The sequence below is a fragment of the Pyxidicoccus fallax genome (assembly GCF_012933655.1).
GTDB lineage: Bacteria > Myxococcota > Myxococcia > Myxococcales > Myxococcaceae > Myxococcus > Myxococcus fallax.
Window position 1 is genome coordinate 1 of record NZ_JABBJJ010000273.1, and the last position, 16887, is coordinate 16887.

At 71.1% G+C, this 16887-nt stretch carries 8 protein-coding genes; 5 read left to right on the forward strand and 3 right to left on the reverse strand.

Annotation, left to right across the window (positions count from 1 at the left end; translation table 11 throughout):
* Positions 1-39: 39 nt before the first annotated feature.
* On the forward strand, positions 40-9537 hold the full coding sequence (locus tag HG543_RS39150) for an Ig-like domain-containing protein (RefSeq protein ID WP_343073552.1): 9498 nt from the start codon (positions 40-42) through the stop codon (positions 9535-9537).
* A gap of 364 nt (positions 9538-9901) precedes the next feature.
* Positions 9902-11140: a cell division protein FtsZ gene (ftsZ, locus tag HG543_RS39155; protein WP_169350024.1), complete on the forward strand. Its 1239-nt coding sequence runs from the start codon at positions 9902-9904 to the stop codon at positions 11138-11140.
* A 31-nt stretch (positions 11141-11171) separates the two neighbouring features.
* Here the strand turns inward: ftsZ and HG543_RS39160 are convergent, their stop codons facing one another.
* Positions 11172-11525, reverse strand: a complete 354-nt coding sequence (locus HG543_RS39160) for a hypothetical protein (protein ID WP_169350031.1) — start codon at positions 11523-11525, stop codon at positions 11172-11174.
* A 172-nt stretch (positions 11526-11697) separates the two neighbouring features.
* On the opposite strand from HG543_RS39160, the gene HG543_RS39165 reads away from it, so the two are divergent.
* Genes HG543_RS39165 through HG543_RS39175 form a run of 3 tightly spaced genes read left to right on the forward strand, consistent with a single transcriptional unit; the run spans position 11698 to position 14107 of the window.
* A complete protein-coding gene (locus tag HG543_RS39165; RefSeq protein ID WP_169350025.1) occupies positions 11698-13050 on the forward strand; it encodes an acetyl-CoA carboxylase biotin carboxylase subunit in 1353 nt (450 codons plus the stop codon).
* A 53-nt stretch (positions 13051-13103) separates the two neighbouring features.
* Entirely contained in the window at positions 13104-13316 is a 213-nt protein-coding gene (locus HG543_RS39170; RefSeq protein ID WP_169350026.1) for a biotin/lipoyl-binding carrier protein, read from the forward strand.
* 2 nt (positions 13317-13318) lie between these two features.
* Complete coding sequence (locus HG543_RS39175) at positions 13319-14107, forward strand: enoyl-CoA hydratase-related protein (RefSeq protein ID WP_169350027.1); 789 nt, start codon at positions 13319-13321, stop codon at positions 14105-14107.
* A gap of 34 nt (positions 14108-14141) precedes the next feature.
* Here the strand turns inward: HG543_RS39175 and HG543_RS39180 are convergent, their stop codons facing one another.
* Positions 14142-14735: a response regulator gene (locus HG543_RS39180; RefSeq protein ID WP_002634367.1), complete on the reverse strand. Its 594-nt coding sequence runs from the start codon at positions 14733-14735 to the stop codon at positions 14142-14144.
* 83 nt (positions 14736-14818) lie between these two features.
* The gene (locus HG543_RS39185) at positions 14819-16633 is read right to left on the reverse strand and encodes an FHA domain-containing protein (protein ID WP_169350028.1); all 1815 of its coding nucleotides are present in this window, start codon (positions 16631-16633) and stop codon (positions 14819-14821) included.
* Positions 16634-16887 lie beyond the last annotated feature (254 nt).

Sequence of the window (16887 nt, forward strand, 5' to 3'; positions counted from 1 at the left end):
GGCCGGGGTGGCAAGGGCGGGCGTACCTGGAGCGGTGATGTGCCGGTGGCCTCGCGGGACGTGGGTGGACTGGGTGGCGTGCAGATGAACTATGACGCCGTGACCCGCGGGCTCTTCGGCGGTGGTGGTGGCGCGGGCCATAGCAACGACGACCTCGGCGGCATGGGCAACGCTGGTGGTGGTCTCGTGTTCATGCGCGCCGCGTCGCTGACGGGCAATGGCGTCGTGTCCGCGGATGGCGTGGCGGGGCAGAACGCGCGAGGCGCGGGCAACGATGCAGCGGGTGGTGGTGGCGCGGGTGGTACCATCTACATGCGCTTCACGGGCTCGCTGGCCTGCACCGCGAACACCGTCACGGCGCGCGGTGGTGGCGGTGGTAGCGCCGCCTTCGCGACCCCTCACGGAACGGGCGGTGGTGGTGGCGGTGGGCACATCCTGGTGCAGGGGACGACGGTCGGCTGCACGCCTGTCGTCACGGGCGGCGCGGCGGGCACCCAGCCCTCGGCGGGTTATCCGGATGGCCTGGCCTACGGCGCCGTGGCCGGAAGCCCGGGTGTGGTCACCGTGCTGCCGGGGGCCTTCCCGACGACGGTCGCCGCCCCGGTGGTGGTGACGCCGGCCAACGGCTCCATCACGGGCGTGCGTCCTCCCATCACGGGGACGGCGCCGGCGAACTCGACGGTCATCCTCTACGTCGACGGGGTGGAGCTCGCCCGTGTGCCGGCGGACGCCGCGGGCAACTACACCTTCACGCCGACCGCGGACCTCGCGGCTGGTGCGCACACCGTGAGCGCCATCGCGGAGCTGCAGGGCGTGTCCAGCGTCCGCAGCAACACCAACACCTTCACCGTGGCGGCGGACACCACCCCGCCCGATACGACCATCGTGAGCGGCCCGCCGGCGGTGACGAACGCCACCAGCGCGACGTTCGACTTCAGCTCCAACGAGACGCCGGTCACCTACGAGTGCTCGCTGGACGGCGCGGCCTACGTGGCCTGCGCTGACCCGCGCACGTTCACCGGCCTGGCCGAGGGCAATCACACCCTGTCCGTGCGCGCGCGTGACGCCGCCAGCAACGTGGACCCGACTCCGGCGACGTACGCCTGGCGGGTGGACACCACCCTGCCGGACACCACCATCGTGAGCGGCCCGCCGGCGGTGACGAACGCCACGACGGCCACCTTCGACTTCAACTCCAACGAGACGCCGGTCACCTATCAGTGCTCATTGGACGGCGCGGCCTACGTGGCCTGCACCGACCCGCAGGCCTTCACCGGTCTGGCGGACGGCAACCACACCCTGGCGGTGCGCGCGGTGGATGCGGCCGGCAACGTGGATGGCTCTCCCGCGACGTACGCGTGGCGGGTGGACTCCTCCGTTCCGGACACCACCATCGTGAGCGGTCCGCCGGCCGTCACCAGCAGCACGACGGCCACGTTCGATTTCAACTCCAACGAGAGCCCCGTCACCTACGAGTGCTCGCTGGACGGCGCGGCCTACGTGGCCTGCTCCGACCCGCAGTCCTTCACCGTGGCGCAGGGCAGCCACACGCTGCAGGTTCGCGCGCGCGACACCGCGGGCAACGTGGATGCCACTCCCGCGACCTACATCTGGGTGGTGGACACGACGGCGCCGGACACGACGATTGTCAGCGGCCCCTCTGGCGCGACGAACTCCGCCAGCGCGACGTTCGACTTCAGCTCTCCCGAGAGCCCGGTGACGTACCAGTGCTCGCTGGATGGCGCGGCCTTTGTGGCCTGCACCGACCCGCAGACCTTCACGGGTCTGGCCCAGGGCAACCACACCCTGTCGGTGCGTGCGGTGGACGCCGCGGGCAACGTGGACCCGACGCCGGCCACCCGCACCTGGACGGTGGACACCGTGGCGCCGGACACGACGATTGTCAGCGGCCCGGCGACGGTGACGAACGCCACCAGCGCGACGTTCGACTTCAGCTCCAACGACGCGACGGCCCCCTTCGAGTGCTCGCTGGACGGCGCGGCCTATGTGGCCTGCACCGACCCGCGCACGTTCACCGGTCTGGCCGAGGGCAACCACACCCTGTCGGTCCGCGCGCGTGACACCGCCGGCAACGTGGACGCGACTCCGGCGACGTACGCGTGGACCATCGACAGCACCGTGCCGGACACGACGATTGTCAGCGGCCCGTCGGGAGTGACGGCCTCCACGTCCGCCACCTTCGACTTCAGCTCTCCCGAGAGCCCGGTGACGTACGAGTGCTCGCTGGACGGCGCGACCTTCGCGGCCTGCACCGACCCGCAGACCTTCACGGGGCTGGCCCAGGGCAGCCACACGCTGGCGGTGCGCGCGCGCGACGCGGCCGGCAACGTGGACCCGACGCCCGCCACCCGGACGTGGACGGTGGACACCGTGGCGCCGGACACCACCTTCACCAGCACGCCGCCCACGCGCTCCAACTCGGCGGTGGCCAACTTCGACTTCAACTCCAACGAGAGCCCGGTGACGTACGAGTGCCGCCTGGACGGCGCGGTGCTCTTCACCGCGTGCGCGGACCCGTCGAGCTTCACGGGCCTGACGAACGGCAGCCACACGCTCGAGGTGCGGGCAGTGGACGCCGCGGGCAACGTGGACCCGACGCCCGCGACGTACACGTGGACCGTCGACACGGTGGCCCCGGACACCAGCATCGTCAGCGGCCCCACGGGCACGACGAGCTCCACCAGCGCGACGTTCGACTTCGACTCCCCCGAGAGCCCCGTCACCTACCAGTGCTCGCTGGACGGCGCGGCCTTCACGGCCTGCACCGACCCGCAGACCTTCACGGGGCTGGCTCAGGGCAATCACACGCTGGCGGTGCGCGCGGTGGACGCGGCCGGCAATGTGGACCCGACTCCGGCCACCCGGACGTGGACGGTGGACACCACCGCTCCGGATACGTCGTTCACCAGCACGCCGCCCACGCGCTCCAGCTCGGCGGTGGCCACCTTCGACTTCAACTCCAACGAGAGCCCCGTCACCTACGAGTGCTCGCTGAATGGCGCGACCTTCGTGGCCTGCTCGGACCCGAGCACCTTCAGCGGGCTGGCGGATGGCAGCCACACGCTGGCGGTGCGCGCGCGTGACGCGGCCGGCAACGTGGACCCGACGCCCGCGACGTACACCTGGACGGTGGACACCGCCGTGCCGGATACGACCATCGTCAGCGGCCCGCCCGCGCTGTCGAACAGCGCCAGCGCGACGTTCGACTTCAGCTCCAACGAGAGCCCCGTCACCTACCAGTGCTCGCTGGACGGCGCGGCCTTCACGGCCTGCGCCGACCCGCGCACCTTCACCGGGCTGACGGATGGCAACCACTCCCTGGCGGTGCGCGCGGTGGATGCGGCCGGCAACGTGGACCCCTCGCCCGCGACGTACGCCTGGACGGTGGACACGACGGCGCCGGACACGCTGATTGTCAACGGCCCGGCTCCGGTGACCAACGTCACCACCGCCACGTTCGACTTCGGCAGCGACACGGCGAACGCGACGTACCAGTGCTCGCTGGACGGCGCGGCCTTCGTGGCCTGCTCCAACCCGAGCACCTTCGCGAACATGGCCGAGGGAGGCCACACGCTGTCCGTGCGCGCGGTGGACGCCGCGGGCAACGTGGACCCGACTCCGGCCACGTACGCGTGGACGGTGGACCGCACCGCGCCCGGGATTCCCGTCGTCACCGCTCCGGCCAACGGCTCGGTGGTGCCCACGCAGCGCCCGACGTTCGCCGGTACGGCCGACCCGGGCACCGTGGTGACGGTGGTGGTGGACGGCGTGGTGCTGGGCACCGCGCCGGTGGACGTGAATGGCGACTGGACGTTCCCCTGCCCGGTGGACCTGATTCAGGGCCCGCACACGGTGGTGGCCACCTCCACGGACACCGCCGGCAACGTGAGCGAACCCAGCGAGCCGTCCGACTTCCGCGTGGACACGCAGGCCCCGGATGCTCCGGACATCACCCGTCCCGAGGACGGGACGACGGTCGCCACCCGGCGCCCGACGTACCAGGGCACGGCCGAGCCGGGCGCCCAGGTGACGGTCGAGGTGGATGGCCGCGTCGTGGGCACCGTGACGGCGAACCTGGACGGCGAGTGGAGCCTGACCGAGACGCAGGACCTGACCGACGGCCAGCACACGGTGGAGGCCACGGCGACGGACGCCTCGGGCAACACCAGCGAGGCGACGGCACATGACTTCCTCGTCGACACGACGGCTCCGGACACGCTCATCGTCTCCGGCCCGGCGGTCCGCACCAACGCGACGTCCGCCACCTTCGACTTCGACCAGATCAACGGCGGCGTGTCCTACCAGTGCAGCCTGGACGGCGCGGCCTTCGTGGCCTGCTCCGACCCGGTGACCTTCAGCGGCCTGGTGGAGGGCAACCACACCCTGGCGGTCCGCGCGGTCAACGCGCTCGGCACGGTGGACCCGGACCCCGCCACCTACGCGTGGACGGTGGACCTGACGCTGCCCACGGCTCCGACCATCACCGCGCCCGGCAATGGCGAGACGGTGGGCACCGCGACGCCCACCATCACCGGCACCGGCGAGGCGGGCAGCAGCATCTACCTGGACCTCGACGGCGCCACCCATGGCCCCATCCCCGTGGGCGTGGATGGCACCTGGAGCTTCACGGTCCCCGTGCCTCTCGACGAGGACACCTACACGGTGTCCGCCCGCAGCGTGGACGCCGCCGGCAACACCGCTGGCCCGGTGACGAGCACCTTCACCGTCGACCTGTCGGGTCCGGAGACGCTCATCGTGTCTGGCCCCGCGGCCATCACCCGTGAGAGCTCGGCCACCTTCGATTTCGACCAGCAGAACGGGGGCGTGGCCTACCAGTGCAGCCTGGATGGCGCCTCGTTCGTGTCGTGCACGGACCCGTCGTCCTTCAACGGCCTCGCGGACGGTGAGCACGTGCTGCTCGTGCGCGCGGTGGACTCGGTGGGCAACGTGGACCCGACGCCCGCCGAGCATCGGTGGACGGTGGACACCACGGCGCCTGATACGCTCATCGACTCCGGCCCCGCGCTCACCACCCGTGAGAGCTCGGCCACCTTCGAGTTCTCCGCCACCGAGCAGAACGTCACCTACGAGTGCAGCGTGGACGGCGCGGCCTTCGTGGCGTGCAGCGACCCCGTCACCTTCGAGGGCTTCGCCGAGGGCGACCATACGCTGGCGGTGCGCGCGGTGGATGCGGCCGGCAACGTGGACCCGACGCCGGACGAGTACACCTGGACGGTGGACCTCACGGCGCCCATCGTCCCGACCATCCTCACGCCGCCCGATGGCGCCGTGCTCACGAGCGGCACGGTGAACATCACCGGCACCGCGGATGGCGCCACGTCCGTGACGCTGACGCTGGATGGCACGACGTATGGCCCCATCCCGGTGGATGCGACGGGCAACTGGAACTTCACGCCTCCCGTCTCGCTGGGTGACGGCCCGTACACCGTCTCCGTGGTGGCGCATGACGGCGTGGGCAACACCAGCACCCCGGCGACGTCCACCTTCACGGTGGACACCGCCGCGCCGGACACCACCATCGTCAGTGGCCCGGCGGCGCTGACCCGCGAGACCACCGCCAGCTTCGACTTCTCCTCCAACGAGAGCCCGGTGACCTACGAGTGCAGCCTGGACGGCGCGGCCTTCGCGGCGTGCCCGGACCCGGTCACCTTCTCGGCCCTCGCCACGGGCGACCACACGCTGGCGGTGCGCGCGGTGGATGCGGCCGGCAACGTGGACCCGACGCCCGCGACGTACACCTGGACGGTGGACACGGGGGCGCCGGACATCACCCTGGCCACGCCCGCCGACGGCGCGGTGGTCACCACGCCGACGGTGACGTACTCGGGCACGACGGAGCCCGGCGCCACGGTGACGGTGGTGGTGGACAATGTCGTGGTGGGCACGACGACCGCGGATGGCGCCGGCAACTGGACGCTCACTCCGGGCACGCCGCTGGTGGACGGGCCGCACTCCGTCACCGTCACGGCCACGGACCCGGCGGGCAACACCAGCCCGTCCGTGACGCACACGTTCTCGGTGGACGCGCTGCCCCCCGAGACGAGCTTCACCGCCACGCCTCCCTCGCTCACCAACAGCACCAGCGCCACGTTCGAGTTCACCTCGGACGAGTCGCCGGTCACCTACGAGTGCAGCCTGGATGGCGCGGCTTTCACCTCGTGCGCCACTCCGTTCGTGCTGAGCGGGCTGGCGGAGGGTGAGCACACCCTCGCGGTCCGCGCCCGCGACACGGATGACAACGTGGACCCGACGCCCGCGACGTACACCTGGACGGTGGACATCACCGCGCCGGACACCCTCATCGTGAGCGGCCCGCCGCGCACGGACGCGCCGAGCACGGCCACCTTCGACCTCGACTCGGCGAACGGCGGTGTGGCGTACGAGTGCAGCCTGGACGGCGCGGCCTTCGCGGCGTGCGCGGACCCGGCCACCTTCACCAACCTGGCCTCGGGGGACCACACCCTGGAGGTGCGCGCGGTGGATGCGGCCGGCAACGTGGACCCGACGCCGGCCACCTACACCTGGTCGGTCAGCGTCGACACGGACGGCGACGGCCTCACGGACGCCCAGGAGGGCACGCTGGGGACGGACCCGAACAACCCGGACACGGACGGCGACGGCGTGCCGGACGGCATCGAGGTGAACGTCGGGGAGACGGACCCGCTCGACGACGACTCGGATGACGACGGCCTGCTCGACGGCACCGAGGATGCCGACCACGACGGCATCGTGGATGCGACCGAGACCGACCCGAACGAGGCGGACACGGACGGTGACGGCCTGATGGACGGCCTGGAGCGCGGCCTGACGGAGCCCGAGGGCAGCGACACCGACCTGGCCGTGTTCACGCCGGATCTCGACCCGACCACCACGACGAACCCGCTGAGCGTCGACACGGACGGCGGCAGTGTGCGCGACGGGGTGGAGGACGCGAACCACAACGGCCGCGTGGACGCGGGGGAGACCGACCCGAATGTCGCCGCGGACGACACCGACTCGGACCGCGACGGCATCGACGACAACACCGAAATCGAGCTGGGGCTGGATCCGCGCGACGCGGACACGGACGACGACGGCGTGCCCGACGGCGTGGACGGCATCACCGATACGGACGGAGACGGCATCCGCGATGCCCTTGACCCGGACAGCGACAACGACGGCCTGCTCGACGGTACGGAGCGGGGCGTGACGCGGGAGAACGCACCGGTGGGCACCAACCTCGACTCGCCCAACTTCCGCCCGGATGAGGACCCGAGCACCACCACCGACCCGAAGAAGGCGGACACGGACGGTGACGGGCTCAACGACGGCGTGGAGGACGCGGACCACAATGGCCGCGTGGGGGCCACGGAGACCGACCCGCGCAACGCGGACACGGACGACGACGGCCTCAGCGACGGGGTGGAGGTGCGCGGCACCAACGTCACCGACCCGCTCAACGCCGACTCGGATGAGGACGGGCTGAAGGACGGCGTGGAGGACGCCAACCACAACGGCGGCCTCGACAACGGCGAGACCGACCCGAACAACCGCGACACGGACCTGGGCGGCGCCAGCGACGGTGACGAGGTCAACGGCGGTGGCAACCCGCTGGATGGCAACGACGACTTCGTCGTGGTGGGCCGTGGCTGCAGCACGGGCGGGGCGGGCACCTTCGCGCCGCTGGCGATGCTGCTCCTCGCGCTGCCCCTGCTGGGCCGCCTGCGCCGCTCGGCCGGGCGTTCCTCGCGGGCCCTCGTCGCCGGTGCCGCGGGTGGCGTCGCGCTCGCCGGCGCGCTGGTGGCCCCCGTGGCCGAGGCGCAGGTGACGGCGCCCACGGCCTCGCAGGCCATCGACGTGCAGCAGTACAAGCCGGGGCCGAGCGTTCACGACATCCTCGGCGTGCACAGCGCCCGCGTGCAGCCCCACCTGGGCTGGAACGTGGGCCTGTCCCTCAACTACGCGGACAAGCCGCTCAACTTCCTGGACCCGCGCCAGGACCGGTTCATCACCGCCCTGGTTCGCAGCCAGGTGGGGCTGGACCTGATGGGCGCGGTCGGTCTGTTCGACCGGCTGGAGCTGGGCGTGGTGCTGCCGGTGACGCTGCAGGACTCGGATCCGGCGCCGCAGGTGGACCCGTCCTTCTCCCAGGGCGTGGGCTCCGGCGGCATCGGCGACCTGCGGCTGGTGCCCAAAGCGCGGCTCATCGACGGTGAGGACTTCGGCCTGGCGCTGGCGGTGCCGGTGGTGCTGCCCACGGGCGGCGCCTCGGACTTCCTCGGTGGCTCGGGCGTGGGCGTGCAGCCGCGCCTGGTGGCCGAGTACGGGCAGCGGTTCCGCCTGGCCGCCAACGTGGGCGTGGACTTCCGCAAGCAGCAGCAGCTCCGCAACCTGACCACCGGCAACGCCTTCACCTACGGCGTGGGCGCCGAGGTGCCCTTCACCGTGGGCGAGCTGCCGCTGGCCGCCGCGGCCACGGTGGTGGGCGCGCTGAACCTGGATGAGCAGGACACGGAGGAGCGCCCGCTGGAGCTGCTGGCGGCGCTGAAGTACCGCTCCCTGGGCGGCCTGTCCGCGCACGTGGGTGCCGGGCCGGGCCTCACCCGCGGCTACGGCACGCCGGGCTTCCGCGTGCTCGCGGGCCTGAGCTACAGCCCCGCGCCGTCACGCCAGCCGAAGGCGGAGCCCGCCGCGCCGGTGGACACGGACAACGACGGCATCGTGGACGGCAATGACCCGTGCCCCACCGAGCCCGAGGACAAGGACGGCTTCGAAGACGCGGACGGCTGCCCCGACGTGGACAACGACCAGGACGGCATCCTCGACGGCTCCGACCAGTGCGTGAACCAGCCGGAGACGCAGAACGGCCACCAGGACGCGGACGGCTGCCCGGACACGGAGCCCGCGCCGGTGGACACCGACGGTGACGGCCTGCTGGACCCGAACGACGGCTGCCCCAGGGTCGCCGAGGACAAGGACGGCTTCGAGGACGCGGACGGCTGCCCCGAGCTCGACAACGACAGGGACGGCATCGCCGACACGGCGGACAAGTGCCCGAACGAGCCCGAGGTCATCAACGGCGTGCAGGACACCGACGGCTGCCCCGACAAGGGCAAGGTGAAGGTGCAGGTCGATGGCGAGCGCATCCTCATCCTGGAGAAGGTGTACTTCGCCACGTCGAAGGACATCATCCTCGCCCGCTCCTTCCCGCTGCTGAAGCAGGTGGCCGCGGTGCTGCGCGCCAACCCGCAGGTGGAGCTGCTGCGCATCGAGGGCCACACGGACAACCAGGGCAGCGACGCGAAGAACCTGGACCTGTCCAAGCGCCGCGCCGCCAACGTGCGCGCCTTCCTCATCAAGGAGGGCATCGCCGCCAACCGCCTCGAGTCCGAGGGCTACGGCGAGACGAAGCCGGTGGACACCAACAAGACGGCGGCGGGCCGCGAGAACAACCGCCGCGTGGAGTTCACCATCCTCCGCGTGGGCAAGGTGGAGGTGGAGCGCGAGGCGCCCTGACGCTCCGCCGCGCGGTGCTCAAGGCGCGCTGCTGGCGCCGATGAGCGCCGTGTGATGCACAGCGAACGAATGCGCGAGGGTGGTCCTGGACGTGGTGCCGGGACCACCCTTCGCGTTTTCAGCGACGCGTGATTCCGACCCGGCGAGGCGTGCCGCTTTTCGCGAGTCAAGAGGTGAAGTGCACCCACCGCGCCGCACCGCGTGCACGTGGGGGATGCTGCGTAAGTCCGCGTGAGGACTCGGCGGCGCAGCAGCTTGCTACAGGCGCGTAGCGGAATACTTGCCAAAGAGCGGGACTTGCTGATGATTGTGGAGGTTGGGAGTGCGCGCGCTGCACCGCGCCGCTCCAGCCGAAAGGACCGCCATGGACCAGTTCGAACAGAACAAGCAGGCCGCCAAGATTCGGGTGGTGGGGGCAGGTGGGGCCGGCTGCAACGCGGTCAACACGATGATTCTCTCGAAGCTCGACCGGGTCGACTTCATCGCCGCCAACACCGATGTGCAGGCGCTCGCCGCGAGCAAGGCGCCCACGCGCTTGCAGCTCGGGCAGACGCTGACGAAGGGCCTGGGCGCGGGCGCCAACCCGGAGATGGGCCGCGAGGCCGCGCTGGAGTCGAGGGACCAGATTGCCGCGGTGCTCGAGGGCGCCGACATGGTGTTCGTCACCGCCGGCATGGGCGGCGGCACCGGCACGGGCGCCGCGCCCATCATCGCGGACATCGCCAAGAGCCTGGGCTGCCTCACGGTGGGCGTCGTCACCAAGCCCTTCCTCTTCGAGGGCAACAAGCGCCGCAAGCAGGCCGAGCAGGGCATCGTGGAGCTGAAGGCCGCGGTGGACACCCTCATCACCATCCCGAACCAGCGCCTGCTGTCGCTCTCCAACGAGCCGATGCCGCTCCTGGAGACCTTCAAGCGCGCGGACGAGGTGCTGCTGAACGCCGTGCAGGGCATCAGCGACCTCATCCAGTACCACGGCTACATCAACGTGGACTTCGCGGATGTGAAGACCATCATGAGCGACAAGGGCCTGGCGCTCATGGGCACCGGCCACGCGTCCGGCGACAAGCGCGCCCTCACCGCCATGCAGCAGGCCATCTCCAGCCCGCTGCTGGAGGATGTCTCCATCGACGGCGCCACCGGCCTGCTCATCAACATCACCGGCGGCCGGGACATGACGCTTCAGGAGGTCAACGAGGCGCTCACCCTGGTCCACGACGCGGCGGACAGCGAGGCGGAGATCATCTTCGGCTCGCTCATCGACGACCAGATTCAGGATGAGGTGAAGATCACCATCATCGCCACTGGCTTCGTCCACCGCGACGCGCCCAAGGCGCGCCCCGTGGCGCCGGTGGTGCAGGTGCCGCTGTCCCGTCCGGCTCCGGCCTCCGTGCTCGCCAACGCGCGTGAGCGCGAGCGTGAGGAGGTGGCCAGCCTCGTGCCCACCAAGGGTGGCGCCCCGTCCCGCTCGCTGTCCTCCGTGGAGGGCGGCAAGGCCGTCAGCGCCCGCACCGCCGTGGTGAAGGACGCCGCGCTGCCGCTGGACGAGGATCAGTTTGACATCCCCACGTTCCTCCGGCGCCAGGGCCAGACGGAGCTGCCGTAGGGTAGGGAGGGGAGTGGGGGAGCCGGGGCCTTCAGCCCTGGTTGCCCGGGAGGCGGGCAACGCTCGCCTCGTCGCGGCCGGCCAGCTTGTCCGCGCGCTCGAAGAGGTCATCCACCTCCGAGTACAGCGCGTCGACGCGCTCCGGCCTGCGAGGCGCGGGCAGCACGCCGCCGCCGGACAGCTCGTCCAGACGGGCGCCGGCCCGCTGCAGGAACTGCAGCGCCTTCAGCAGCGACAGCCCGCGCCGCGTGCCCTCCTTCGTGAAGAGGGTGCCGCTCTGGGTGAGGGCTTCGAGCGTGGCACGCACGGTGCGCACGCGGTCCGACTGCCGGGAACGGTAGATGTCCAGCCGCTTCGCGCGACGCGCACGGTGCAGATCCACCACGCCGCCAGGGCCTGAGGAAGAAGGGGGCTTCACGGTGCGGCAAGGTACGTCATGGCCTCGCAAGGCCGCAAATTTACGGGACTGTACCCTCCTGTAGCGCGCTCGTCCGCGCCCTTGTCATGCGAGGGGGCGAGGGTTAGGTTCGCCGCCCTTCGCAGGGGAGGGCGTTGCCATGTTCCAGAAGCTGCTCATCGCCAACCGCGGGGAGATTGCCCGCCGGATCAGCGCCGTGGCCCGGGGGATGGGGCTGAAGACGGTCGCCGTTTACTCGGATGCGGACGCGGAGCTGCCGTTCGTGAAGGAGGCGGACGAGGCGGTGCGCATCGGCCCCGCCGCCGCCAAGGACAGCTACCTCAACATCGCCGCCATCCTGGACGCCGCGAAGAAGACGGGCGCCCAGGCCGTGCACCCCGGCTACGGCTTCCTGTCGGAGAACGGCGAGTTCGCCCAGGCCTGCGCGGACGCGGGGCTCACCTTCGTGGGTCCTCCCCCTTCGGCCATGGCGCGCATGAAGGACAAGAGCCAGGCCCGCAAGCTGGTGGCCGCGGCCGGCGTGCCGGTGGTTCCTGGCAGTGACGGCGTGGTGCCGGACGTGGCGGGCGCGCTCGCGGCGGCCGAGCGCATCGGCTACCCGGTGCTGTGCAAGGCCGCCAGCGGCGGTGGCGGCATCGGCATGGCGGTGGCCAAGGACGCCGCCGAGCTGGAGAAGGTCTTCCGCCAGTGCACGGACCGGGCGAAGGCCGCCTTCGGCCGCGAGGGCGTGTACCTGGAGCGCTACTTCCCCGCGCCGCGCCACATCGAGGTCCAGATTCTCGGGGACCACCACGGCAACCTCATCCACTGCCTGGAGCGCGAGTGCTCCATCCAGCGTCGGCACCAGAAGGTGGTGGAGGAGGCGCCCTCCGTGCTGTTCGCGGACGGCCGCAACCCGGAGCTGGCGAAGACGCTGTTCACCGCCGCCGTCACCGCCGCCAAGACGTTCGGCTATGCCAACGCCGGCACGGTGGAGTTCCTCTACTCGGACGGACAGGTCTACTTCATCGAGATGAACGCCCGGCTCCAGGTGGAGCACCCGGTGACGGAGCTGACCACGGGGCTGGACCTCATCGGCTGGCAGCTGCGCATCGCCGCCGGCGAGCGCCTCACCGTGAAGCAGGAGGACGTGAAGCGGCGCGGGGCGGCGCTGGAGTTCCGCATCTACGCGGAGGACCCGGTGAAGTTCTTCCCGTCCCCCGGCCCCCTCAAGGTGTACCAGCCCCCCACGGGCGAGGGCGTCCGGCTGGACTCGGGCTACGGCGAGGGCAACACCGTCACGCCGAACTACGACCCGATGATTGCCAAGCTCATCATCTCCGGCGCCACGCGCGACGAGGCGATTGCGCGCTCGGTGACGGCGCTGCAGAACTTCCGCATCGAAGGCATCAAGACGAACATCCCGCTCCACCTGCGCATCGTGCAGGATGCGGCCTTCCGGGCCGGCGAGCTGGACACGCACTTCCTGGAGCACCACGCGAAGCCGGCGTAGCAGCAGCCGGGGCCCGCTCCAGCCCCAACCCACCCCCTGAGGAGGCACGTTTCATGGCGGACGTCGCGGCGCACATCACCGGTACGGTGTGGAAGATTGAAGTGAAGGTCGGCCAGCAGGTCAACGCGGGCGACACGCTCGTCATCCTCGAGTCCATGAAGATGGAGATGCCGGTGGAGGCCGAGGAGGGCGGCACGGTGAAGGAGATTCGCTGCAAGGAGTCGCAGCCCGTCAACGAGGGCGACGTCCTCGTGGTGCTCGGCTAGCGGTGGAGCCGTCTTCGCCGGGCACGGAAGCGTCCGTCCAGGTGGAGGACCGTGAGGGCGTCCGCGTCCTCACGCTGTCCCATCCGGCCCGGCGCAACGCGCTCAACGACACGCTGCTGGACGCGCTGGACGCGGCGCTGGAGCCCGCCCCGCATGTGCGCGCCCTGCTGGTGCGCGGCGCGGGCGGCACCTTCTGCTCCGGCTATGACTTGACGCGCCTGGGGCCTCCGGGGCCGGATGGCCGGCTGCCGGACGCGTGGGTGATGGCGGTGCTGCTCAAGCTGGAGCGGCACCCGGCCCCCACGGTGGCGCTGGTGGAGGGCGCGGCGGTGGGCGCGGGCTTCGACCTGGCCTGCGCGTGTGATTTCCGCATCGGCACGCCGGGCACCACCTTCCTCATGCCTCCGGCGCGGCTGGGCATCGTCTACTCCCCGGAGGGGCTGGCCCGGGCCACGCGGCTGGTGGGGCTGGCTCGCGCCAAGCAGCTCTTCCTCACCGCGCGCAAGCTGGACGCGCGCGAGGCGCTCGACTGGGGCCTGTTGGACGAGTGCCTGGAGCCGGCGCAGGCCGAGGCGCGCGCGCACGCACTGTGCGCCACCCTCGCCGGGCAGGCGCCGCTGGCGGTGGCGGGGATGAAGGAGGGCTTCGGACTGCTCGCCCGGGCGTCGCTGGGCGAGGCGGAGCTGGCGCGGCTGCACGCGCTGCGCGCGGCGGCCTTCGGCAGCGAGGACGCGAAGGAGGGGCGGGCGGCCTTCCTCGAAAAGCGCCCGCCCCGCTTCTCCGGCCGCTAGCTACGGCGGCCGGTGCTCGTCAGGGCACGTCGTCTCAGGTATCGCCGAACAGCTCGCCCATGCGCAGCTGCAGCGCCGAGGCAATCTTGTACAGCGACGAGATGGACGCGGACGACTCCGCGCGCTCAATCTGCGACAGCAGCGACACGGACAGGCCGGTGCGCCGCGCGAGCTGCTTGAGCGTGAGCTCCTGCGTCTTGCGTGCGTCGCGGATGGTGCGACCGATGGCGCGGTGCAGGTCCGCCTCCGGGTCCTGCGACAGGCCCTTCTTTTGGAGCGCGTTGCGGACCGCGGTGATGAACTGCTCCGGCTCCATGGGCTTCTTCACGTAGTCGGAAGCCTGGGCCTTGAGCGACGCCACCGCCGTGTCCACCGTGGGGTACGCGGTGGCGACGATGACGGCCACGTCGGTGTCGTACTTGCGGATCTGCTCCAGCACCTCGGTCCCGGACATCTGCGGCATCATCATGTCCAGGATGACGAGGTGGAAGTCCGAGCCGCGGAGGATCTCCACCGTCTGGGTGGGGTCCGTCGTGGTCACGACCTCGTAGCCTTCACGGGTCAGCACCAGCTTGAGGTAGTCGCAGTTGTCCTGCTCGTCATCAACCACCAGGATGCGAATCTGCACAGCGTCTCCTCGCTGCAGGTGAGTGTCTGCACATCAAGCCGTGACGGAACCCTGGGGGGGTGGAGGGCTCCGGCGGCGAACCACTACTTCGGGCGCGGCGTGTACTCCTTGATCAGCTTGATGACGGACTCCCGCCGCGGGTGGTCCGCCGGTGCCAGCTCCAGGAAGCGCTCGAAGTGCGGCAGCGCCTTGTCCCAATCCTCGGCGAAGGCGTAGGCCGAGCCGAGGTAGAGGCGGCATTCGATATTCGTCGGGGCCAGCTTGATGCACTCGTTCAGGTGCCGGATGGCCTGGGTGGGCTGCGTGGTCCGCATGGCCTTGCCCTTCGCCAGGGCCTCCGCCACGCGCGGGTCCTCGGCGGGCGCGGCGGCGTTGGCGGGCACGGTGTTCTGCGCGGCCGGCGGGGCCGCCGCGGCGGCCTCGGCCTTCTTGCGGGCCTCGGTGAGCTGGGCGAGCAGCTCCGAGCGCTCCTTGCCGAAGGCATTCGTGCCGTCGCTCTCGCGCAGCAGCGTCTCGGCCTCGTCGAGCTTGTTCGCGCCGAGCGCCGCGCGGGCGTCCGCGAGCTTCTGCTCCATCAGCCGCTCGGCCTGGGCCTGGGTGAGCAGCCGCTCCACCTCGGCCGGGTACTTGCCCTCCGAGTCCGTGGCCTGGGTGAGGTGCTTCTCGGCCTCCGCGAACTTGCGGGCCGCGATGGCCTGCTGGCCCAGCTTCACCAGCTCCGGGTTCGGAGGCGTGACGGCCGGGGGCGCGGCGACCTCGGGAGGCTTCGGGACATCGAGGGCTCCGCTGCCCCTCACGACGGCCTCGCCGCCGGAGGACGGCTTCGCCGGCTCGGCGGTGGGCTCCTCGGGGGCGGGCTCCGTGGGCTGGGCGACGGCCGGCCCCGGCGTGGCACCCGGCTGCATGCGCAGGAAGTAGAAGGCGGTGGCGCCGCCGCCCAGCAGCAGGGCGGCGAGGACCACGACCAGCGGCAGCTTGGAGCGCGAGCCGCCGCCGGCCTCCTCTTGCACGTCGTCCGCGGCGTCACCGGCGTTGAGGAAGCGCAGCTTCACGTGCCCCAGCTCGAGGATGTCGCCGCTGCCGAGCGTGGCCTGGGCGTAGCTCTCGCCATTGACGGTCAGCCCGTTGGCGGACTGCATGTCGATGACGCGCCACTCACCGGTCTCCTCGCGCACCAGCTTGGCGTGCGTGCGCGACAGGGAGCGGTGATCCAACGTGATGTCGTTGTCGTCGGTGCGGCCGATGCGCAGCTCGGTGCGGACGCAGGCGAACTCCTGGCCCCGCAGCTCGTCCGGCGTCAGCACCACCAGCCGGGGCGCGTCCTCGGCGGGCACGTCCACCACCTTGCGGGGGCGGTCCGCCTCCACCTGGTCCATCCGGATGATGGACGTGGAGTGCCGGCGCACGTCGGCGGACGGGGGTGGGGTGTGGTCGTGCTCGTCCCCGTCCGAGTCCTCCTCGGAGGCGCGGTCGTCGGAGGTGTCCTCTTCCTCCTCCTGCCCCTGTCCGGAAATGGCCTCGAGCGCGGGCTCCGTCTTCGCCATTTCCGGCCGGCGCGCGGGCACCTTCGTGGTGATGGGGCCGGCGGGGGCAGCGGCGCTGACGGCGCCCTCGGCCTGCAGGGCGAGGTCGTAGTCGCCGATCTGGATCAGGTCCCCCTCCTTCAGGGGAGACTGACCCGCGATACGCTCGCCGTTGATCCGGGTGCCATTGTAGCTGCCCAGGTCTTCCACCACGACGTGGCCATTGAGTCGCACCAATCGTGCGTGACGGCGAGACACGTTACGTTCCGTCAGGCGGATGGTGTTTCCCTCCTGACGGCCGATGGTGATCTCGTCACGCACGAAGGGAACAACGGTCTTGCGCCCCTCGTCGTCTTCGATGATGAGCTTCAGCACGGGTCCGATCCGCGTACAGTCATAGCAGAACGGGCTTTACCTGCACAAGCCATGTATCCCCCTCAAAAGACAGGGCTTTCTTCCCAAGAGGAGGGGCAGGCGGGCCTGTTGTCCATCGGTCAATCGGCCGTGGCCAGGGTGCCCTGGGTCACTTTGACCCTGGCGGTGGTGCTGGTGGCGGTGCACGTGGCGGTGACGTGGACGGGGCCGGCGGACGTGGACGCGCTGGTTCGCTGGGGGGCGAAGGCGGGGCC

Bases quoted from the DNA above. Each gene is read 5' to 3' on its own strand.
- HG543_RS39165 (WP_169350025.1), top strand. From the start codon at position 11,698: ATGTTCCAGAAGCTGCTCATCGCCAACCGCGGGGAGATTGCCCGCCGG.
- HG543_RS39170 (WP_169350026.1), top strand. From the start codon at position 13,104: ATGGCGGACGTCGCGGCGCACATCACCGGTACGGTGTGGAAGATTGAA.
- ftsZ (WP_169350024.1), top strand. From the start codon at position 9,902: ATGGACCAGTTCGAACAGAACAAGCAGGCCGCCAAGATTCGGGTGGTG.